This is a genomic window from Halovenus halobia, assembly GCF_051414135.1.
In the GTDB taxonomy this organism is placed as follows: Archaea; Halobacteriota; Halobacteria; order Halobacteriales; family Haloarculaceae; genus Halovenus; species Halovenus halobia.
In genome coordinates, this window is the sequence record NZ_JBLKOA010000001.1 from 153,622 (window position 1) to 172,268 (window position 18,647).

General features: G+C 59.8%; 19 protein-coding genes. 10 read left to right on the plus strand and 9 right to left on the minus strand.

From position 1 onward, the window contains the following. Window position 1 precedes the first annotated feature (1 nt). Genes ACMGFM_RS00825 through ACMGFM_RS00835 form a run of 3 tightly spaced genes read left to right on the plus strand, consistent with a single transcriptional unit; the run spans window position 2 to window position 3,090 of the window. On the plus strand, window positions 2-790 hold the full coding sequence (locus ACMGFM_RS00825) for a mechanosensitive ion channel domain-containing protein (protein ID WP_436900371.1): 789 nt from the start codon (window positions 2-4) through the stop codon (window positions 788-790). Window positions 791-830: 40 nt separating this feature from the next. Beyond that, window positions 831-1,277 (plus strand): SLOG cluster 4 domain-containing protein, encoded by a 447-nt coding sequence (locus tag ACMGFM_RS00830; RefSeq protein ID WP_436900372.1) that lies wholly within the window; start codon window positions 831-833, stop codon window positions 1,275-1,277. A 55-nt stretch (window positions 1,278-1,332) separates the two neighbouring features. Beyond that, window positions 1,333-3,090 carry an ATP-binding protein gene (locus ACMGFM_RS00835; RefSeq protein ID WP_436900374.1) on the plus strand — a complete coding sequence of 586 codons (1,758 nt, stop codon included), beginning with the start codon at window positions 1,333-1,335 and terminating at the stop codon, window positions 3,088-3,090. Here the strand turns inward: ACMGFM_RS00835 and ACMGFM_RS00840 are convergent. Then, the gene (locus tag ACMGFM_RS00840) at window positions 3,085-3,966 is read right to left on the minus strand and encodes an MBL fold metallo-hydrolase (RefSeq protein WP_436900375.1); all 882 of its coding nucleotides are present in this window, start codon (window positions 3,964-3,966) and stop codon (window positions 3,085-3,087) included. The genes ACMGFM_RS00835 and ACMGFM_RS00840 overlap by 6 nt on opposite strands. Window positions 3,967-4,063: 97 nt before the next feature. Continuing rightward, complete coding sequence (locus tag ACMGFM_RS00845) at window positions 4,064-4,759, minus strand: cysteine hydrolase family protein (RefSeq protein WP_436900376.1); 696 nt, start codon at window positions 4,757-4,759, stop codon at window positions 4,064-4,066. Between the two features lie 271 nt (window positions 4,760-5,030). Here ACMGFM_RS00845 and ACMGFM_RS00850 point away from each other — a divergent pair, with 271 nt between their 5' ends. Then, complete coding sequence (locus ACMGFM_RS00850) at window positions 5,031-6,536, plus strand: amidase family protein (RefSeq protein WP_436900378.1); 1,506 nt, start codon at window positions 5,031-5,033, stop codon at window positions 6,534-6,536. Window positions 6,537-6,542: 6 nt separating this feature from the next. Here ACMGFM_RS00850 and ACMGFM_RS00855 read toward each other — a convergent pair whose 3' ends face one another. Genes ACMGFM_RS00855 through ACMGFM_RS00875 form a run of 5 tightly spaced genes read right to left on the minus strand, consistent with a single transcriptional unit; the run spans window position 6,543 to window position 11,529 of the window. Beyond that, window positions 6,543-7,520 carry an agmatinase family protein gene (locus ACMGFM_RS00855; RefSeq protein WP_436900379.1) on the minus strand — a complete coding sequence of 326 codons (978 nt, stop codon included), beginning with the start codon at window positions 7,518-7,520 and terminating at the stop codon, window positions 6,543-6,545. A 43-nt stretch (window positions 7,521-7,563) separates the two neighbouring features. Continuing rightward, window positions 7,564-8,379, minus strand: a complete 816-nt coding sequence (locus ACMGFM_RS00860) for an ABC transporter permease (RefSeq protein ID WP_436900380.1) — start codon at window positions 8,377-8,379, stop codon at window positions 7,564-7,566. Then, window positions 8,376-9,275 carry an ABC transporter permease gene (locus tag ACMGFM_RS00865; protein WP_436900381.1) on the minus strand — a complete coding sequence of 300 codons (900 nt, stop codon included), beginning with the start codon at window positions 9,273-9,275 and terminating at the stop codon, window positions 8,376-8,378. Before ACMGFM_RS00865 ends, ACMGFM_RS00860 begins: the two co-directional genes overlap by 4 nt. Continuing rightward, window positions 9,272-10,357 carry an ABC transporter ATP-binding protein gene (locus ACMGFM_RS00870; RefSeq protein ID WP_436900382.1) on the minus strand — a complete coding sequence of 362 codons (1,086 nt, stop codon included), beginning with the start codon at window positions 10,355-10,357 and terminating at the stop codon, window positions 9,272-9,274. Before ACMGFM_RS00870 ends, ACMGFM_RS00865 begins: the two co-directional genes overlap by 4 nt. Before the next feature lie 2 nt (window positions 10,358-10,359). Then, the gene (locus tag ACMGFM_RS00875; RefSeq protein WP_436900383.1) at window positions 10,360-11,529 is read right to left on the minus strand and encodes an ABC transporter substrate-binding protein; all 1,170 of its coding nucleotides are present in this window, start codon (window positions 11,527-11,529) and stop codon (window positions 10,360-10,362) included. 435 nt (window positions 11,530-11,964) lie between these two features. Between ACMGFM_RS00875 and ACMGFM_RS00880 the strand changes: the two genes are divergently transcribed. The 6 genes from ACMGFM_RS00880 to ACMGFM_RS00905 all read left to right on the plus strand — a co-directional run bounded on the left by ACMGFM_RS00880 (window position 11,965) and on the right by ACMGFM_RS00905 (window position 15,458). Then, on the plus strand, window positions 11,965-13,161 hold the full coding sequence (locus tag ACMGFM_RS00880) for a cytochrome P450 (protein WP_436900385.1): 1,197 nt from the start codon (window positions 11,965-11,967) through the stop codon (window positions 13,159-13,161). A gap of 4 nt (window positions 13,162-13,165) precedes the next feature. Then, window positions 13,166-13,474, plus strand: a complete 309-nt coding sequence (locus ACMGFM_RS00885; RefSeq protein WP_436900386.1) for a putative quinol monooxygenase — start codon at window positions 13,166-13,168, stop codon at window positions 13,472-13,474. Window positions 13,475-13,510: 36 nt separating this feature from the next. Continuing rightward, on the plus strand, window positions 13,511-14,176 hold the full coding sequence (locus ACMGFM_RS00890; protein WP_436900387.1) for an MBL fold metallo-hydrolase: 666 nt from the start codon (window positions 13,511-13,513) through the stop codon (window positions 14,174-14,176). Window positions 14,177-14,229: 53 nt separating this feature from the next. After that, a complete protein-coding gene (locus tag ACMGFM_RS00895) occupies window positions 14,230-14,724 on the plus strand; it encodes a hypothetical protein (RefSeq protein ID WP_436900388.1) in 495 nt (164 codons plus the stop codon). A gap of 60 nt (window positions 14,725-14,784) precedes the next feature. After that, window positions 14,785-15,168: a MaoC family dehydratase gene (locus ACMGFM_RS00900; protein WP_436900390.1), complete on the plus strand. Its 384-nt coding sequence runs from the start codon at window positions 14,785-14,787 to the stop codon at window positions 15,166-15,168. A gap of 89 nt (window positions 15,169-15,257) precedes the next feature. Next, window positions 15,258-15,458: a DUF8066 domain-containing protein gene (locus ACMGFM_RS00905; RefSeq protein WP_436900391.1), complete on the plus strand. Its 201-nt coding sequence runs from the start codon at window positions 15,258-15,260 to the stop codon at window positions 15,456-15,458. On the opposite strand, the gene ACMGFM_RS00910 is transcribed toward ACMGFM_RS00905, so the two are convergent. Together ACMGFM_RS00910 and ACMGFM_RS00915 are read right to left on the minus strand one after the other, a co-directional pair. Then, window positions 15,459-16,781, minus strand: coding sequence for an ATP-binding protein (locus tag ACMGFM_RS00910; protein WP_436900392.1), 1,323 nt, complete (start codon window positions 16,779-16,781; stop codon window positions 15,459-15,461). 93 nt (window positions 16,782-16,874) lie between these two features. Continuing rightward, entirely contained in the window at window positions 16,875-18,572 is a 1,698-nt protein-coding gene (locus ACMGFM_RS00915; RefSeq protein WP_436900393.1) for a histidine kinase N-terminal 7TM domain-containing protein, read from the minus strand. Window positions 18,573-18,647: the final 75 nt, after the last annotated feature.

Genomic DNA, 18,647 nt, shown 5'->3' on the forward strand with positions numbered 1-18,647 from the left:
AATGCAGTTCGACTGGGCCCAACTGATCCGTAGTCTCTTCTCGGAGGAAGCAGCGCTGACCGTTGCGGTGCTGTTGCTTGTCACTGGCGTCTTTCTCTCCTATCTCACATGGCGGTGGACCCACACCATCTTCCGCCGCACCGGGCTGAACGACGCTGTCGAAGGAACGACCTTCGAGCGCTCTGTAAATCGCTTTGGAACATCGACGAGCGGTATCATCGCGACACTGCTGGCCGTGTTCGTCTACATCCTGACGGCGATTACCGCGTTCAACGTCGCGCGGTTGCTGAACTTCGAGGTTTTTTGGGCACAAGTGACCCGCAACTTGCCGGGGCTATTCGTTGCTGTGCTCGCGGTCATCGTTGGCCTTATTGCCGGCGACAAGGCCGAGATTAGCATTCAAGAGCGGCTCCGCTCGGTAAAACTCCCCGAAGTAACCGTTATCGGCGACATCGCGAAATACAGCATCTACTACATCGCGGCACTGATTGCGCTGGCACAACTCGGAGTTGCCACCACGGCGTTGCTCGTCTTGCTCGCTGCCTACAGCTTTGGGCTCGTGTTCCTCTGTGCCGTTGCGTTCCAGCAGTTTCTCGCCGCCGGGGCCGCCGGTGTCTATCTCCTGTTGGTCGAACCCTACACCATCGGCGACGAGGTTCGCATCGACGACAAACGCGGCATCGTCCAGGAGATAGATGTGTTTGTCACGCACATCGAAACCGAGGGTGAAGAGTATATCATCCCGAACCAGCGTGTGTTCGACTCCGGTATCGTTCGCGTGCGGGACTGAGTTACCAGAGCTTTAGAACCACGGCCACCAGAGAGTTCCTATGCGCGTAAGTGTCATCGGTGGCTCTGTCCCGCCGGAGTCGGCCCGTGAGCAGGCATTCGAGGTTGGCAAGCTACTCGGCGAGGGCGGCCACGAGGTCATCTGTGGCGGCGGCAGTGGCGTGATGGAAGCAGTCTGTCGCGGTGCCAGAGAATTCGAGAGCCAGACTATCGGCATTTTGCCCGGCGCAGACCGCAGCAACGCAAACGAGTACGTCACGACCCCGATAGCGACTGGGATGGGCAACGCCCGCAATGCACTGGTGGTGCTCAACGGCGACGCCGCGATTGCAATCGACGGCAGCACTGGCACGCTCTCTGAAATCGGGCTGGCACTCGATTACGGCCGACCGGTCGCGGGACTTGACACCCACGACATCGAGGGTGTCGAGCACGTCGAGTCACCGACTGCCGCCCTCGAGCACGTCGAGTCGGCCGTCTCGCTATGACCAGCCCACACTTTCTTACGCCGGCGCCAACTGCGTCACTAACACCCCGCGAGCAATGAGTACACACCTGCCAGTCGTCGCAGCAGTCGTCTACACGCTCCTCGGAGTGATTCCCGCGGCTGTTGCCGTCCGCTCGTTTCGCAACCGGGAGACGGCGGGTGCCGTGCCGTTGCTCGTCACCGGTGTTGGTGCCACGACGGCGAGCGTCGTTCAGGCTGGTCGGTTTCTGGAACTGGTCCTGGCGATTCCGACGCCAGTCTCGCTGGCGCTGCATATTGCCCTGCTCGCCAGCGTCAACATCGCCGTCCTCGGTACGATGTACGTTGCCGTCGAGTACACCAATCGGGGCCGGCTGACCCGCTCGTGGCTTGTCGGCGCGCTCGCGTTCACGGCTATTGGGCTCCCGGTTGGCCGGATTCTGGCCGGGGCAGCGGAGAGCCCTGCGTTCGGACCGCTTGCGGACGCTGACTTTCTGTATCGAGTTGTCCTCGCAGCAGTCGGACTGGGGCTGTTCGCTCGGCAGTACCTGGCGTCTCGCGGTGTCTATCGAAAACAGGCCGGCACACTCACCGTTGGACTCGCGATTGGTGCCGGACTCGGCCTGCTCGAACGATTCTACCCGCTTCCGTTCGTCGAGTTCACCCTCCTTGGGATGAGCGGCGGCTGTGCAGTACTCGCCGTGGCACTCTTTCGGTACGACCTCTTCGAGACAGCGCCGGTGGCCCGAGAGACGCTGTTCGATTACGTCTCAGACCCTGTCGTTGCCATCGATGGTGAGTCACGCGTCGCCGACGTGAACCGAGCAGCGATGGACGCCTTCGCCATCGGTGACGACCTCATTGGCCAGCCCGCAGAGACGGTCTTCGCCGCTGAAGAACTCTCTGTCCCTGAAAACGTCCCGTCGACGGCAGCAGACCTGCTTGGCGCAGTCGTCGTGGGCGACCGGAGACAGTTTGACCCGAGCAATTCGGTGGTTGAGGCACTCCACGACGGTGCAGATATTCCCGAGACAGACTTCGCACTCGTCACCGATGGCGAACTCGAGTATTTCTCGGTTCGGAGCACTGACCTCTCTGTCGGCCCGGAGTCCGCCGGGAAACTCGTTGTCTTCCGAGAAGTAACCGCAGAGCGCGAGCGCGCACAGGACCTCGACATCCTCAAAGAGGTGCTCTCCCGTGTCCTGCGGCACAACCTTCGCAACGAAATCACGGTCATCCGTGGCTACGCCTCCTCGATTGCAAACAAGAGCGACGACGGCGTCGCTGACGAAGCCGACCGCATCGTCGACCGAACAGATGTGTTGTTGAAGACGAGCGAGACTGCCCGTGCAATCAAAAACGTCATCGACAGCGCCGAACCGGTTCCTGTCTCGCTGGTTGCGCTCGTGGACCGAACGGCCGCTGCTGCACGCGATTCCTACCCTGACGCGACAATCGAAACCGACGTTTCAGACGTCGAAGTGCGGATCAACCCAGAGTTCGACGCTGCGCTCACAGAACTCCTCGAAAACGCAATCGTCCACAACGACGACGACCCGACAGTCACCATCACCGGCGGCCGCGTCGACGGCGGCGTCGAACTCCGGGTCAGTGACAACGGCCCCGGCATTCCAGAGCACGAACTTGCTGTCATCGACCGCGGCGAAGAAACCTCACTGAACCACGGCAGCGGTGCTGGCCTGTGGTTAATTCAAATTGCCGCCGACCACTCCGATGGAGACTGTCAGTTCGAGACCGGACCGGAGGGAACCACCGTCACGGTCCGTCTGCCCGAGGCGAACCCGGCCGCTGACACGCTCACGTCGAACTCATAGCTGGTAGCGCTCGCCATCGAGCGCCAGCGGTTGCTCGAACGCTTCGTCGGCAGAATAGTAGTGCGCAATGTGGACAAGCCGTGTCTCAGTTGCGTCGAGGTCCTCGGCAAGCGAGAGCGCACCTTCTCGGGTCATGTGTTTCGTCCCGAATGTTCGCGGCGTGCCGTCGTCGTCGTGGTGCGCCCCACCCATCGGGTGGTACTCACAGAGCTGGGCCGGGACGATGCCATCGGCAAGTAACAGGTCCGGGTCTGCCAGCACGTCACGGGACGCTTCGGGGATGTCGTAGCTCGTATCCCCAGAGAGTGCGAGTTTCGCGCCGGTTTCGGGGTCCTCGACCACCAATCCGTAACAGACCAGCGGCGGATGGTCGACCGGAACGAGCGTAACCTCGAACCCGCAGGCCTCGAACGATTCGAGCGGCGTCTGTGGGCGTACTTCGATCTGGTCGAGATAGTGATAGTCGCTCTGGACGGTCTCGGCAACGCTTTTTCCTGTCTCGGGGTCTGTCTCGTTGGCCGCGTGCACATCGAGGTCCTCGATAAGCCTGAAACAGTTTCCGAGGCCATCGAGATGGTCGAAATGAATATGAGAGATAATCGCTTCGTCGGGCAGCGGAACCTCCTCGCGGAGAAACTGCTGTCTGAAATCCGGGCTGAGGTCGACAAGGAGCGTCTCGTCGGTGCGCTCGTTGTAGATATGGACCGAAAATCGCGTCCGCTCGACGCCGCCTCCTGCGGTGATAGTTGCTCCCTGCTCGCGTGCTCGCTCCAGCAGTTCGTCGTCAGGCTCTTTGGCGCGCTGGCAGGTTTCACACTCACAGCCGACGGTCGGCGTCCCCGTCGTGTCGCCCGTCCCGAGCAACGTTACCTGCATCCTCAACTGCCGTAGGGTGACGACGGACAAAAAGTCGGTGGATACTGCTGGTCCTGCGTTCGGCCAGTTACGTTCAGTGTCTCGCCGAGGGTGGCCGTCATTGGCCGCCGGCCGGTGGCAACGACTCCGCCGATTTGATCTCTTTCACGGCTGGATTCCCCTCGTATACGGCGACTTCCTCACGGATGGCCGACAGTGGCTGGACGCCGCCGGGCTGAATCTGTCGCTGGCAGCGTAACCCGGCCTCGTGCAAACGTTGCGTTTTGTCCGCCGTACACTCCTCGACCGTTCGGTAGACATAGTCGCGTTCGAGTGCGCCCTGTGCGGTGTAGTGCACGCAGACGCTGGTCGTCACGCCTGTGAGAATAACCGTATCGACATCGAACGTGGAGAGGAGATGGTCGAGGTCTGTGCCGTGGAAGAGGTTGTATCGCCGCTTTTCGACGAGATACTCTGCCGGTTTGAGCGCGTCGGCGTCCACCGCGAGTTCGTCGACAAATTCCTCGCCCCACGTTTCGACTGTTGTATGGGTCGGGTCTTCTCGAAGGAGTTCGGTCCCTCTGTCCGACCCGTCCGCGCGATGGCGCTCTTTCGACCAGATAATCGGGATATCACTCGTCCGAGCGAGTTCGACAAGGTCGTTGATTCGCTCGATGACGGCCGAGGCGGAAGCGCCGTCAGAGGTCACACCACAGAAGAGGTCCCCCTCGGGGTCGAGAAAGTCTCGCTGTGGGTCGATAACCAACAGCGCCGGGCGCTCGCCGATCAACTGCTCTGACTCAAACGGATTCATCTATACAGTTGTTCAGCTTTCGGGCCTTCTAACTTCTTTTGTATAACCTCTGTAAGATGTTATAACAGAATTGCACAGTAGGGATCAAAAATGAGAGTATATATTCATACTGCCGACCGAGATTTTATACTCGTTGATAATTTACCAGCCTTCAGATCACTATGATCGCTGATTGCTGGAAGAGAGACAACGTTCTACACAATATAGACACAAAACAAGAAATGTCACAACACACGTCGACGTTTTCGGCGAGTAACCCTCTGCTCTGCAAGTGGGGTCGGCGGTGACTGCGTCCGTGCCGCCCGAGCGCGTCCGGTCACTGGCCGAGGACTGTGGGCTGTCACTCGACGACGAGGAACTCAGCCTCTACAGTGCGGTCCTCGAAGAGATGGCCGGGGCGTTTGCGGAGGTAGCAGACACGACCACGCCGACGTTCGAGGGCATTCACGGCTCACCCGACCGCTACGGTGACCGGGACGATGGACGAGAACCGACCGACGACCCGTACAACGCGTGGCAGGTTCAGTTCGAACTCGCGGGTGCTGAGACAGGCCCGCTCGATGGCTACAGCGTCGGTCTGAAAGACAGCATCGCCGTTGCTAGTTACGAGTGCACACTGGGCACGCCCGCGATGGCGGAGTTCGTTCCGGATATCGACGCCACGGTTGTCTCCCGACTGCTCGACGCCGGGGGAACGCTCGTCGGAAAGCAGACGATGGACGCCTTCGCGATGGGTGACGCCGGCGAGTTCCAGCCGAGTGGCCCGACGCTGAATCCGGCCGACGACTCGCGACTCGCCGGTGGGTCGAGCAGCGGCGGTGCGGCGGCCGTCGCCGCCGGAGAGTGCGATGTGGCAATTGGGACTGACCAGGCCGGCTCCGTCCGAAACCCAGCGTCGTGGTGCGGTGTAATCGGGCTCAAACCAACATACGGGCTGGTACCGTACACCGGAATCGTACCGATGGACCGTGGTTTCGACCACGCCGGCATCATTGCCTCGGACCCCCAGACCGTGGCGGACGTGCTGTCGGTCATCGCCGGTATCGACCGACAGAACGGCGTTCGACTCGACCCTCGCCAGCCATCGACGGTGCCAACGGACAGCTACGACGCCGACACCGGGCCACCTGACCTGACCGTCGGTATCGTCGAGGAGGGCTTCGACTGGCCGTTCTCTGCGGAGGCTGTCGACCGCTGTGTCTCGGAGGCGCTCGAAGCGAGCAGTTGGGAAACCGGCTCCGTGTCACTTACTCACCACCGACTCTCGCCAGCCATCGTTGGGGCAACCGCACCGGTCGGCGGTGCGACGACGCTTGCAGGCGACGGCGTCGGCACAGACGCAACTGGCTGGCACTGGGAGGGACTGGCCCAAGCGCTGGGCACGGCCGAGCAGACACCCGAGACGCTGCTCCCGGCCGTCGTCGCAGCGCAACTATTCCGAGCGCAGATTGCCCAACACGACACGATGGCGGGCTACGCCCGTGCGAAAAATCTCGTGCTCGCTGCTGGACGGGCCTACGACGCTGCCTTGGAGCAGTACGACCTGCTTGCGCTTCCCACCACTCCGACGACGGCGCTCGAACCGGCCGACGACAGAGAGACACAACTCGCACGGCTCGGGTGGCTGCCAGCCAACACCGGCATCTTCAACCAGACCGGTCACCCGGCACTGTCGGTTCCGTGTGGCACTGTCGACGGGCTCCCGGTTGGAGTAGAACTCGTCGCCGGTCGATTCGAGGAAGAAACGCTCCTTCGGGCCGCTCGGGAGTTCTGCTGAGTCGACTCAGCAGAACTTGGATTCGAGGAATCTGACGACGGCGTTGGCACCCAGCATTGCTGTGGTTTCGCTGTCGTCGTCGAGTCGCGGTGAGACTTCGACGAGGTCCATCGCGCCGACGGCGTCACAATCACCGAGCAGCTCCATCGCGTCGAGGAACTGGGCGCTAGTCAAGCCGCCGGGCTCTGGCGTTCCGGTTCCCGGTGCGTACGCCGGGTCGACAGCGTCGATATCGGCGGTGACGTAGACGTGGTCAACCCCGTCGCTGGCGTGGTCGATTGCCGCTTCGATTGCCGCTCCGATTCCTTCGTCTCGCACGTCACGAGCGTACTTGACGAGGATTCCCTCGGAATCGACCAACTCTTCGAAGCCGGTCCGCTCGTAGCCCCGGATACCGACCATCGCGTGGTTCTCGTAGCCACCGCTTGGGAGTTCGTCGATTCGGGACATCGGTGACCCGTGCCAGTGGCGGCCGTAGAGTTCACCGTCGCTCATCGTATCGCTGTGAGCGTCGAGGTGGACGAGTCCGACATCGCCGGCGACTGTCTCGGCGAAGCCCTCGAAGGCCGGATAGGTCAGGTAGTGGTCACCGCCGAGCATCACGGGAAACGCCGTTTCCGACACTGTCTGAGAGAACCCTTTGACCTGCTCTCTGGTTCGTTCGACATCGTTCGGCACTGTCGGTGCGTCACCGCAGTCCTGAACTGTGAGCGAGTTGTGGTTGACGTGGCGGTCCATGTCGGCGTTGTACGCACCTTCCGACACGCCAGCAAAGTGGTCGTACCACGCACTGGCGCTTCTGAGTGCGCGTGGCCCGTATCGGGTTCCCGGCCGCCGGGAGACACTCCCGTCGAACGGTGCGCCGTAGACCGCAACGTCGGTGTCTGCTGGCAGGTCCGGTGGGTCGGCTGCTGGTGCTTTCAGGAACGTTCCGTCATTTGCGAACGATAGCTCCGGGATGTCGTCGTAGTGTTTGTCTGTCATATCAGTCTGTCTGCTGTGTTCGGAGCGTTCGATGTCGATTCAGTCATTCCCACAGGCCCCCCGCGAGGTAGTCTGCAATGGCGAGTGCAACGAAGGTCACCACGATGAACAGGAAGCTCACGACTGCGATGATTGGGGAGTAGTTGTACCGGAGACTCGTGAAGATATTTATCGGCACAGTCTGGATCACGAATCCGGACAGCAGCCACGCGATGATGTACTCGTTCAGCGAGAGGATGAACGCGAACAGGAATCCTGCGACGACGTTATCCTTCACTAATGGCAATGTCACCGTCCGCACGGTGGTTAGCTGTGAGGCACCGAGGTTGCGCGCGGCTTCTTCGTAACTTCTATCGACTTCAACGAGTCCCTGACTGACGAGGACAAACGGAAACGGCGTGAGGAAAATCGCATGTGCGATGATGAGATTCCAGACCGTTCCCGAGAAGCCGATGCCGATGAAAAACGCCAGGAACATCACACCGATGATCACTGGCGGAAGCATGATCGGCAGCGTCGCCACCGCAGCGAGTGCTTTCCCGAGTTTGTAGTCGTGGCGGTCGAGCGCGTACGCTGCCGATCCGCCGATGCTCGTCGCCAGCAGTGCAGATGGGATTCCAACCATCACGCTGGTCCCAATCGCGTTAATCCACGAACTGCTGGTGAATAGCACCTCGAACCACCGAAGTGAGAGGCCGTCCGGTGGGAAGGTGAGAAACTCACCGGAGGTAAAGGCCATCAGACTGATGACGACCAGTGGCGCGACGACGAACAGCATGACGAGCCAGACGAATCCTCGCAGGAACACCGAACCGAGCGTGTCTCGGACGTTTGCGTCGAGCCCATCGGAGATGCTCATATCGCATCACCTCCGTCATCGCCGAGGAAATACCGACCGACCCCGAGGATGGTTGCGACGATAGTCAACAGCACGATGCTCAGCGCGGCCCCGAACGGCACGTTGCCCTGGATACCGACCTGTTGGCCGATGAGGACTGCCAGCGTCCAATCCGACGGATTACCGAGAATCCGGGGCAATACGTAGACCCCAAGCGAGAGGACGAAGACGAGCATCGTCCCGCTGATGATGCCGTTTTTCGTCAGCGGTAGCGTCACCTCCTTGAACGTGGTCAGCGGCCCAGCACCGAGGCTCCGTGAGGCTTCTTCGAGGCTCCGGTCAACGTCGCGGATGCTGGTAAACAGCGTCAGCACCATGAACGGGAGGAAGACGTACACCATCCCGATGACGAGTGCGAGGTATCCCGGCACGAGCGCCGAAGTGTCTCCGCGCAGGCCAAGGAACATGAGTAGCTGTGGCACGAGTCCCTTGCTCGCCAGCAACACCTGCCACGCGAACCCTCGGATAATGAACGTCAGGAACAGCGACGAGATAATCACCGAGAGGTAGAGCCGCCGCCACAGTTCGCTTTCAAGCCGAGCGATGTAGTATGCCAGCGGATAGCCCACGGCAAGACACGTAAGCGACGTCAGTGCGCCCAACCGTAGCGTGTATAGCATCCGGTTGCGGTACAGTTCGCTCTCGAAGAACCGAACGTAGTTCTCGAGGGTAAAGCCCACCTCGAAGAAGCCACCTTCAACATTGTTGAAGAAGCTCACGATAATGAGCAGTATAGCCGGCACGACGAACAGGAGGCCGAGCGTCAGGGCTGGATACGAGACGAGCAGATATTTCGTTCGAGGCAACACTCCCTCGGTTGGGACAGTCTCCTCGATTGTTGATTCGTCAGTGCTCATTGGTTGAGTAACAGGCAATTCGTCGCCGGGACCTGGAGGTTGACACTGTCACCAACCCGAGCGTTGGTTTCTTCGACACGTTGGGCCGCGATGATGGTCTCGTCACCGGCGACGTCGACGTGATATTCGATCTGGTCACCCACGTACCGCCGGACCGAGACTGTCCCGTCGAACGCTGTCCCAGGCCCACCGGCCCCATCTGTCGCCACGGCACCGTCACCGAGACTCAGATGCTCCGGTCGGAACACGACAGTCACGTCGGTTCCCGGTTCGATATCTGCGCAGTCCGTCGAGTTGAGCGTCGCTGGGCCACACTCCACCGCTGCGACACCGTCTTCGACCGACGAGACTGTCCCCTCGAACAGATTTGCAGTTCCGACGAAATCAGCCACGAACGGCGAGGCTGGGTCAGAGTACACCTCCTCTGGCGCACCGACCTGCTCGAAGCGCCCGTCGTTCATCACGACCACTCGGTCGGACATCGTCAGCGCTTCCTTCTGGTTGTGTGTGACGAGCAACGTGGTAATTCCGAGTTGCTGTTGAATTCGCCGCAGTTCGACCTGCATCGTCTCCCGGAGCTTCTTGTCGAGGCTGGCGAGTGGCTCGTCGAGCAACAGCACGTCTGGTTCGGGCGCGAGCGCACGGGCGAGTGCGATTCGTTGTTGCTGGCCGCCGGAAAGCTGGTCAGGTTCGCGGTCCGCAGTCTCGGGCAACTCGACGAGTTCGAGCATCTCCTCGACGCGTGATTCGATATACTCCTTCTCTCGGTCCCGGACCTCGAGCCCGTATGCGATATTTTCGGCAACTGTCTTGTGTGGAAACAGCGCGAAGTCTTGGAACACCATTCCAATATCGCGTTTGTCAGGCGGCACGCCGTTCATCCGCTCGCCACTGATGCCGACGATTCCCTCGGTAACGTCCTCGAACCCTGCGATTGTCCGGAGTGTCGTCGTCTTGCCACAGCCACTCGGTCCGACGAGTGTGACGAACTCTCCTTCCTCGACGTCGAGGGAGACACCGCTGACTGCTTCGACACCGCCCGGATATCGTTTCGTAATCCCTTCTAATACGATCCCAGACATGCTTACCCCTCCTGGACGATCAGTTCGTTCCAGAGCTGGTTGACGAGTTTCTCTTCTTCGACGTAGAGGTCGAAGCTCGGAAGAATCGCCTCATCGAGGCCTGGACCGGCGGCTTTCGTGTACTCCTCGTCGCTGAGTTCACTGTGTTGTCGCTCGATTGCTGGAACGGTGAACAGGGTCTTGGTGATGCGGTCCTGCACCGCTGGTCGAGAGGCGTATTCGATGAACTCTCGAGCTTCGTCAGCAAGGTCGGTCGTTTTCGGCGCGACCCACCGGCCGCTGCCAAGGACACCGCCTTCTTCGGGGAAGGTACTCTCGACGGGCGCGTCCTGCGTAACTTTGAGCACGCGCGTGATGTCGTGATACAGCATTCCGGCCGGAACCTCGCCCTCGGCGAGTCGCGACTGGAAGTTTGCTTCGTTCGTGTACCAGAGTCCAGATTGCGGCACGATGCCTTGCAGTTCCTCGAAGACTTCTCGGATTCCCTCCTCGTTGTCGAGCATCTGCTGGCCGTCGAGACGAACTTCTGCGGCAATGTCCGGGAGGAAACCGGTCACTGCTGGGGTCAACAGCCCAAGCTGTCCCTCGTATTGGGAATCCCAGAGCGCATCCCACGACGTGAGTGGGCTGTCTATCTGGTTGGTATTGTGAACGAGGTTGATGAACCATCCCATCGACCCGACGCCGATGAGGTCGCCGTCGTCCTCCGAGATCAGGTCGTCGCTAATGTACTGCGTATTCTCGAAGTTACTCGAATCCCACCGGTACCACAGGTCGGAGTTGAGTCCACGGAGGACACCTGGCACCGTCGAAATGAGCAGGTCCACCGGCGCGCTTCCGCCACGGACTGCGCCTTCGAGTTGTGGCAGTACCTCTGAAATTCCGCCCTGCGCTTCCGACTGGACCGCAATATCCGTCTCCTCCTCGAATGGCGCGAACAGTTCCTCGTCCAGAATATCCTTGAATGCACCTCCAAACACGGAGACTGTCAGCGTATCGTCGCCGCCGCCACCGGCACAGCCTGCCAGCCCCACGACGCTTGCGCCCGCCCCTGCTGCCAGAACCTGTCGTCGCGATACATCAAACGGACTCGATTCCGTGGTCTCTGCAGTATTTCGGCTGTACTCTCCTGAGTTGTCATTCTTGCGTTCTTTCGAGGAATTACCGTACATGTCTTCTTCGACTACCCACTAACCACTCGCATTCAAAAGCTTTACCCTCATATTAGAACAAGAAATAAAATAAGGACAACACGGCCTAACGATTGGTAGATACTCCGCACAGTAGGGGTTGTTCAGTATCGAACCTATGTGTTATAGGGGATTTATATTTCTCACGTTTGGAGAATATGATTAGCCAGACTGTCTGAGAACTACGACGTAATCTAAGACTTGTCCATGAAATAGTAGAATTATACATAATTCCTATTTCTGTGAGGAGCGCGCCGCCCACAGCTATTCTGAAGCTAGATTAAACAATATATATCGGGCACTACTGTTTGTATCAGCAACCATACTTTATCGTTGGTGGGACAATATTAATTATTCAGCCTAATTTCCACACGAGTACAGAAACGTTTATCAAACGGCGTAAAAGAAATCCATACCATGTCTACAGGCCCGGATAATGATAAAAATAGACAAGATTTATTGCCGGAGCCGCTTCAATCCGAAGAAGCGCTCCACGACCCATTCGACTGGTACAGAGAGCAACGAGCGGCTGCACCCGTCCAGTACGACCCCAAGCGAGCTGTGTACGATGTCTTCTCGCACGAACACGTGAAAACAGGGCTTCAGGACGCCGAGGCGCTTCACCGAAAGCAACTCTCGGGGGGCCACATGGATGGACAGTCTCCGTTTTCCTACCTGGACAAGGGGATGGTCTGGTCTGACGGCCCAGACCACAAGCAGACGAAAGGCCAACTGTTCAAGTACTTCCAACCGGGCCTGTTGGCTGAACTGGAGGAGTCGATCGAGGCACTCTGTGAAGCACAACTCGAGACGGCACTGGAAGACGGAACTCGCTTCGATTTTGTGACCGAGTTTGCCGACCCAGTACCGCTGCGCGTCATCATGGACGTTGTTGGGATTCCCGGGGACGAGCACCAACAGATGCTGGACTGGCTGAACACGTTCCGTGCGGTGATGAACAGCGAATACAGTGCCGCAGGAAGCAGGGACGAACACAAGATGGAAGAACCAGTCGAGTACTTCCAGGACCTCGTCGCTGAGCGCACGGCCAACCCACAGGACGACCTCATCTCAGAACTCGCCCACGAATCAGAGCTCTCTGACGCCACAATCGGTGCGAACTGTTTTGACTTCCTGCTGGCCGGACAGGGGACGATGTCCGAACTGCTCTCGAACGCACTGTACCTGTTCGAGCACCACGACATCACTGGCGAATCGCACGAACTGAGTGTTGTCTTGGAGGAAGTCCTTCGATACCGAAGCCCGCTGCAGTCTCGGGCACGAGAAACGACAGAGTCGGTGACCCTCGGTGGGACAGAGATTCCTGCGGGCGAAACCGTTATCCTCTGGATCGGTGCCGCAAACAGGGACCCAGCGCAGTACGAGACTCCCGAACAGTTCGTTCCAGACCGAAATCCAGACCACCTGGCGTTCGGCAGCGGGCCGCACAACTGCATCGGTGCGCCACTCGCCCGACTGGAAGCCCCTATCATCATGCGAACTGTTCTGGAGTACTTTGACGAAATTGAGTTACTCGAGGAGGAAGCAACACCGATGTCGAAAGCCTCGAAGGTCGGGTTCCAGACACTCCCTGTCGAGACGACACTTGCCTAATCCAATGATTGTCATCCACTCTGAAGTTCCGGTCAAGCCAGACTCGCGAACAGCAGCCATCGAGTTGCTGGAAGATATCGCCGACCGCTCTCGCGCGGAATCAGGCGTCGTCGATTATCGCGTGACGAGTGACCTGGAAGACCCGAACACACTGCGGATCATCGAACAGTACGAAGACGAGCGAGCCCAGCAGTCTCACGAATCGAGCGACCACGTCGCCGAGTTTCAAACAGCGATGGAGCCACACCTTGCGGCGGACGCTGAACTCTCCATCTACGAGGTCACCTCGACGCGAACCGCTCCGGGGCCGTGACTGACCCTGCAGCACTCTCAGCACTCTCAAACCAACATGAATACCCCAGACACCGCGAAACCGATCACGAATATCACGGAAAACATCTACGACCTCACACTGACTGAGGAGCCGGCTCGCTACCGCTCGTTTGTCTTCGACTGGGACGTCCCGACAGTTGTCGACACGGGCATCAGTGAATCCAGCGACACACTGCTCGAACGACTCGACACGCTCGGTATCGAGCCAGAACGACTCGTCATCACGCACGCTGACCACGACCACATCGACGGATTCGACGCCGTGGTCGACCGGTACGACCCCGAAACGTACGTGCCGGCGCAGTCGACGGTCGACACTGCCAACGACCCAGACCACCGGTACGACCACGAAGACACGATTGGCAACTTTACCGCAGTCCACATTCCCGGCCACTGCGATGACAACTACGCGCTCGTCGCTCCGGAGAAGTCCGTTGCGGTAATGGGCGACGCGATGATCGGGGCAGACTGGCGGGGACTCCCGAAGGGATACTTCGTCATGGTCGAGGCGATTTACTCTGATGACCTGATCGCTGCAGAGCGAAATGTCGAGCGCTTACAGAAGTACGAGTTCGACATTGGACTTGTGTTTCACGGCTCGTCCGTGTTCGAGGACGCCCGGGAGAAGATTGACGCGTTTCTGGATTTCCCGAACAAAGGGGAATGGGAGGACTGGGAATGAACCAGTCTGAGTACAGAACCAAGCCTATCCACACGGAGAGGTTGTAATTTCCAATGCCATTCCATACACCAAACCTCATTCCCGAGTCCGAACCCGTCCCCGAGCGAACAGAAACAGCCGAGTTCGTCATTCGACCGCTCACAATCGCTGATGTCGACATGGATTACGAGGCGGTGATGTCCAGCTGTGACCGCATCAGGGGCACCTTCGGCCCGTCTGACGAGTGGCCGTCGGATGACCTCACCCGCGAGCAGGACAGCATCGATGTCGCGTGGCATCACAAGGAGTTCCAGCGACGGGACGCTTTCACGTACGCGGTTACGAACACGGACGAAACCGTCGAATTCGGCTGTCTCTACGTGGTGCCGACAGACACCGACCACGACGCGGCAGTCTACTTCTGGGTCTCGGACGCCGCCGTCGAGCAGGGACTCGAAGACACAATCGAGTCACACATTCGCCACTGGCTCAGTGAGGCGTGGCCACTGAACAATTTCGCCTATCCGGGCCGAGATATCCCGTGGGACGAGTGGGGGCCGGTTAAGTGATGGTTCGCTGACTCGCAGGAGGGAAATAGTTAGGCTGGCCGCGTTCGATGTGACCATACGATGACGACTCCAACAGAAGGGCAGACGCGAACAATCGAGCGTACATTCACTCGTGAGGACGTTGAACAGTTTGCGGCCGTCTCGGGCGACGACCAGTCCCGCCATACCGAACCTGACGAGGATGGCCGGGTGATGGTCCAGGGGCTGCTCACTGCCACGCTGCCGACCAGTATCGGCAGCGACAACGAGGTGCTCGCCAGTCTGATGGAGTTTCGGTTCCGTCGTCCAGTCTACACCGGCGAAACAATCACCTGCCACTCGACCTACGAGAGCGTTACTGAACGTGAGGACGACTACGTGTTCACGTCGGAGTTAGTTTGTGAGAATGAGGCCGGTGAGACGGTCCTGACAGGCACCGTCGAGGGGATGATGCCCAAAGACTGAGGCAGTTGTGGCTGACGAACGAAGCGATGTCGCCACTGCAGGTTGTTCATTTCGCTATCATTAAGTCGCCGTTGCCGGTATTGCGCCGTATGGATGCGACGCCCTCCCCGCTTCTCCGCTCACTTTCACTCGAACTTACGCTCGTTGTCGGCGCACTGCTTGCTGCTGGCTACTTCACACTCAGGCTCATTCAGGCAGTCGAACGACTTGCTGCGGCGACGGAGCGACTCGCACACGAGAGTGACGAACTCACTGATTCGGTCAACAGGTGGCCGTGGCAGTGGCTGTAGTCAGTCGTGACTGTGGTCGTGGTCGTCGTCGAAGCCACCGCCTGCGACGAGGGCGTCGTGGTCGCCCTCGATCATATCCATATTTTTCAGCGTATCTCGTTCCTCGAAGGCCTCGACGGCGTCGACGAGGTCCTGTTGAGTGAGCGTCGTCCGCTCCTCGGTGAGCGCTTCGAGCACCGCCTCCCGGAGGACGAGTCGCAGGTCACTCCCGGTGAGTCCCTCGGTTATCTCGGCGAGTTCGTCCGACGAGAAGTCGACAATCTCCATCTGCTCCGTGACGATATCGAGAATCCCCGCCCGCATCGCGTGGTCGGGTTTTGGGAAGTTGACAATCTCGTCGAACCGTCGCCAGGCGGCGGCGTCGAGCTGGTCGGGGTGGTTCGTCGCGCCGATGAGCAACACTTCGTCCTGAATGAGCGATACTTCGTCGATGCTTTTGAGCAGTGTGTTGACCGCACGCTTGATTGCGGCGTGTTCGTCGCTGGAACGCGTTTTCGCCACGAAGTCGAACTCGTCGATGAAGAGGATACACGGCGAGAGTCGTTTTGCGACCTCGAAGGTCTTCTCGACGTTTTTGGCGGTTTCGCCGAGATACTGGCTGGTGATCATCGAGAGTTTCACCTCGACAAATGGCAGGCCGAGTTTTGCGGCGAGCGCCCGCGCAACGCTGGTTTTTCCGGTTCCCGGTGGGCCGACAAAGAGGAGTTTCCCGATCTCCCGGAGACCAATACTCGCCAGATACTCACGGTGCTCGATGGCCTTGACGATTTTCTGAATCTCGCCTTCCTGTTCGCCAGTCAGCACAATTTCGTCGAGCGTCTGCTCGATTTCTTCTGGGGCGCGAATGTCGACAAGGTCGAGCATCTCCTCTTCTTCGTCGTCGTCGAAGTACTCCTCCAGGAGCGAGTCGATGAACTCTCGGTCAGCCCGGGCAGGTCGGTTTTGCTCGGCAGCGAGGTCGTAGGAGACATCTCGGCTCTCCTCGAAGTGACCCGCGAGCACCGGGTTGGCTTCGAGTTGGCCGTCCGAGGCACGGTCGAGATACCACTCCTCGGCCATGTCCTGGTCGGTAAACGAGAGCGACCCGGAGAAGTCGTCGTGGTCGGTGAACATCAGCCCGGAGATTGCGTCCCACGGGCGATCGACGCCTGTCGCGGTCTGTGCGCCGCCGACTGTCGGCGAGAGCGGCCGCTCTATCCGGCCGTCGCTCCAGAATGGGCTTCGATACGCGGCAGGCAGATCATCGGCCTCGAACCGCTCGGTCTCGTTGTAGACGGTCGTCGTCAACACGAACTCGACGACAGCGAGTTCCGGGTCCTTCATTCTCACAAAGGTTGCGCCGCGAGGCAAATAAGTGACTCGAAGCAGTTCGATACAGCCATCCTGCGTTCGCTGTCGAGGGCCTGCATTGACCGACTACGACACTGGCTTCCGGACGCCCGAAATCTCGAATTCCGCGCCACCGCTGGCCGCGATTCCGGCCCCTATCTCCCAGCCGTGGGCGCCCGCAATCTGCTTGACGATAGCCAGCCCGAGTCCAGTCCCCTCCCGGTCAGTCGTGAAACCGTCCTCGAAGACTTGGTCGACGTTCTCTTCGGGGATTCCGGTTCCGTTGTCACTCACCACGACGGTCAGCGTTGCGGCTGTCTCTTCTGCAACGCTCACTTCTACGACTAACTCCGACAGACTCATCGTATCCCCCGCACCGTCGGCCTCGTCGCTCGCTCCGTGTTCCACAGCGTTGCGGTAGAGGTTCTCGAATAGTCGCTGGAGCCGTTGCTGGTCCGCGACGATGGTCACGTCCGCGTCGACGCGCAACGTCGCCCCACTGGTCTCGACGCTGTCCCACGCTGCCCGTGCAACTGTCTCGAGTGAGACCTCACTCGGGTCGGTCACTTCCTGCCCCTCTCGTGCCAGCGCGAGTACATCTTCGATAATCGCCTCCATGCGCTCGGTCGCGTCTTCGGCGTTATCGAGATAGGAGACATCGCCTGTTGCTTTCGCCTGGTCGATATAGCCCGCGGCGACGGTCAGCGGGTTGCGCAAGTCGTGGCTGACGAGACTGGCGAACTGGTCGAGTTTCTCAATCTGCTGTTCGAGGTCGCGTTCACGGCGGGTTTGTTCGGTTACGTCGTCAAGTAAAAAGAGCCAGCCGAGACGTTCGCCGCGGTCGTTGTCGATTGGCGTCGACTCGATTCGGAGGTACAGTTCGCCGTACGAGACGGTCTGCTCGCCGTCGTCGTCGTCCATCAGCTTCTCGAATACTGTCGCCATCTCCGGGGTGACGACCCTCTCGACGGGCGACCCGACGAGTGAGTCACTCGCTCCAAGCATCTGTTCGGCCGCCGGGTTGCTATCGACAATCTGGCCCTCTGGGCCGACGACCAACATCCCGTCTCTGACGTTCGTGATTACCTTTTCGCGGGCGATGGGCGTGATATTCGTGTACTCGTAGTGGACGATGGCGACGGCGAAAAACGCCGAGGCGACGACGAACCCAATCGGTGTCGTGTCGAACTCGACCGAGCCCGCGAGGAAGATGAGATTCAGCGGCACCGGCGAGGAGATGCCCAAGACCAGCGCGGCGGCCTGCCCGCGGTACAGTTGGTGTCGCGTCCGGTAGATGAACCCCACCAGCAACACGGTGTAGCCGAGGATGAGCGCGTAACTGTACGCCGAGTGCACCCAAAACAGCGGTCCCCAGACCTGCTCGACGCCGACCACACTGGCCGGACGGAGTGCTGCGAAGAACAACTCACTGGGGTTGACGAGGGCGGCGAGGCCGGCCAGTATCGGATGGACCGACAGTGCCGCGAGAAACCTGCGAGTCACGTACCGCTCTCGGCCAGTGTACTCGAGCGCGAACACCAGCGTCGCGGCGACAGTCAGGCCGACGGGGAAGTACATCACCCGGATGGCTGCCCTGGCAAGCCACTCCTGGGGCACTGTCGAGACCAGCAGACAGAACGCCCACAGCCCGGCACCGACCAGTTCTACGGATAACGGCAGTGCTCCCTTCCGACCCCGGTTCCGCCAGACGAGTCCTGCGAGCGCGATGGCGAAGACACTGGCCGCGAGATAGATTCCCCTGACCCCCCAGACCGCTGTCGACATTGCTCGTCTACCAGACGACACCGGAGCCCCTTCAATCGCCCGGCCCGTTCTCGAAACTGTTGTAAACCGTCGCGC

Coding starts and splice junctions, on each gene's coding strand:
- ACMGFM_RS00825 (WP_436900371.1), top strand. CDS start 2: ATGCAGTTCGACTGGGCCCAACTGATCCGTAGTCTCTTCTCGGAGGAA.
- ACMGFM_RS00830 (WP_436900372.1), top strand. CDS start 831: ATGCGCGTAAGTGTCATCGGTGGCTCTGTCCCGCCGGAGTCGGCCCGT.
- ACMGFM_RS00835 (WP_436900374.1), top strand. CDS start 1,333: ATGAGTACACACCTGCCAGTCGTCGCAGCAGTCGTCTACACGCTCCTC.
- ACMGFM_RS00840 (WP_436900375.1), bottom strand. CDS start 3,966: ATGCAGGTAACGTTGCTCGGGACGGGCGACACGACGGGGACGCCGACC.
- ACMGFM_RS00845 (WP_436900376.1), bottom strand. CDS start 4,759: ATGAATCCGTTTGAGTCAGAGCAGTTGATCGGCGAGCGCCCGGCGCTG.
- ACMGFM_RS00855 (WP_436900379.1), bottom strand. CDS start 7,520: ATGACAGACAAACACTACGACGACATCCCGGAGCTATCGTTCGCAAAT.
- ACMGFM_RS00860 (WP_436900380.1), bottom strand. CDS start 8,379: ATGAGCATCTCCGATGGGCTCGACGCAAACGTCCGAGACACGCTCGGT.
- ACMGFM_RS00865 (WP_436900381.1), bottom strand. CDS start 9,275: ATGAGCACTGACGAATCAACAATCGAGGAGACTGTCCCAACCGAGGGA.
- ACMGFM_RS00870 (WP_436900382.1), bottom strand. CDS start 10,357: ATGTCTGGGATCGTATTAGAAGGGATTACGAAACGATATCCGGGCGGT.
- ACMGFM_RS00875 (WP_436900383.1), bottom strand. CDS start 11,529: ATGTACGGTAATTCCTCGAAAGAACGCAAGAATGACAACTCAGGAGAG.
- ACMGFM_RS00880 (WP_436900385.1), top strand. CDS start 11,965: ATGTCTACAGGCCCGGATAATGATAAAAATAGACAAGATTTATTGCCG.
- ACMGFM_RS00885 (WP_436900386.1), top strand. CDS start 13,166: ATGATTGTCATCCACTCTGAAGTTCCGGTCAAGCCAGACTCGCGAACA.
- ACMGFM_RS00890 (WP_436900387.1), top strand. CDS start 13,511: ATGAATACCCCAGACACCGCGAAACCGATCACGAATATCACGGAAAAC.
- ACMGFM_RS00895 (WP_436900388.1), top strand. CDS start 14,230: ATGCCATTCCATACACCAAACCTCATTCCCGAGTCCGAACCCGTCCCC.
- ACMGFM_RS00900 (WP_436900390.1), top strand. CDS start 14,785: ATGACGACTCCAACAGAAGGGCAGACGCGAACAATCGAGCGTACATTC.
- ACMGFM_RS00905 (WP_436900391.1), top strand. CDS start 15,258: ATGGATGCGACGCCCTCCCCGCTTCTCCGCTCACTTTCACTCGAACTT.
- ACMGFM_RS00910 (WP_436900392.1), bottom strand. CDS start 16,781: ATGAAGGACCCGGAACTCGCTGTCGTCGAGTTCGTGTTGACGACGACC.
- ACMGFM_RS00915 (WP_436900393.1), bottom strand. CDS start 18,572: ATGTCGACAGCGGTCTGGGGGGTCAGGGGAATCTATCTCGCGGCCAGT.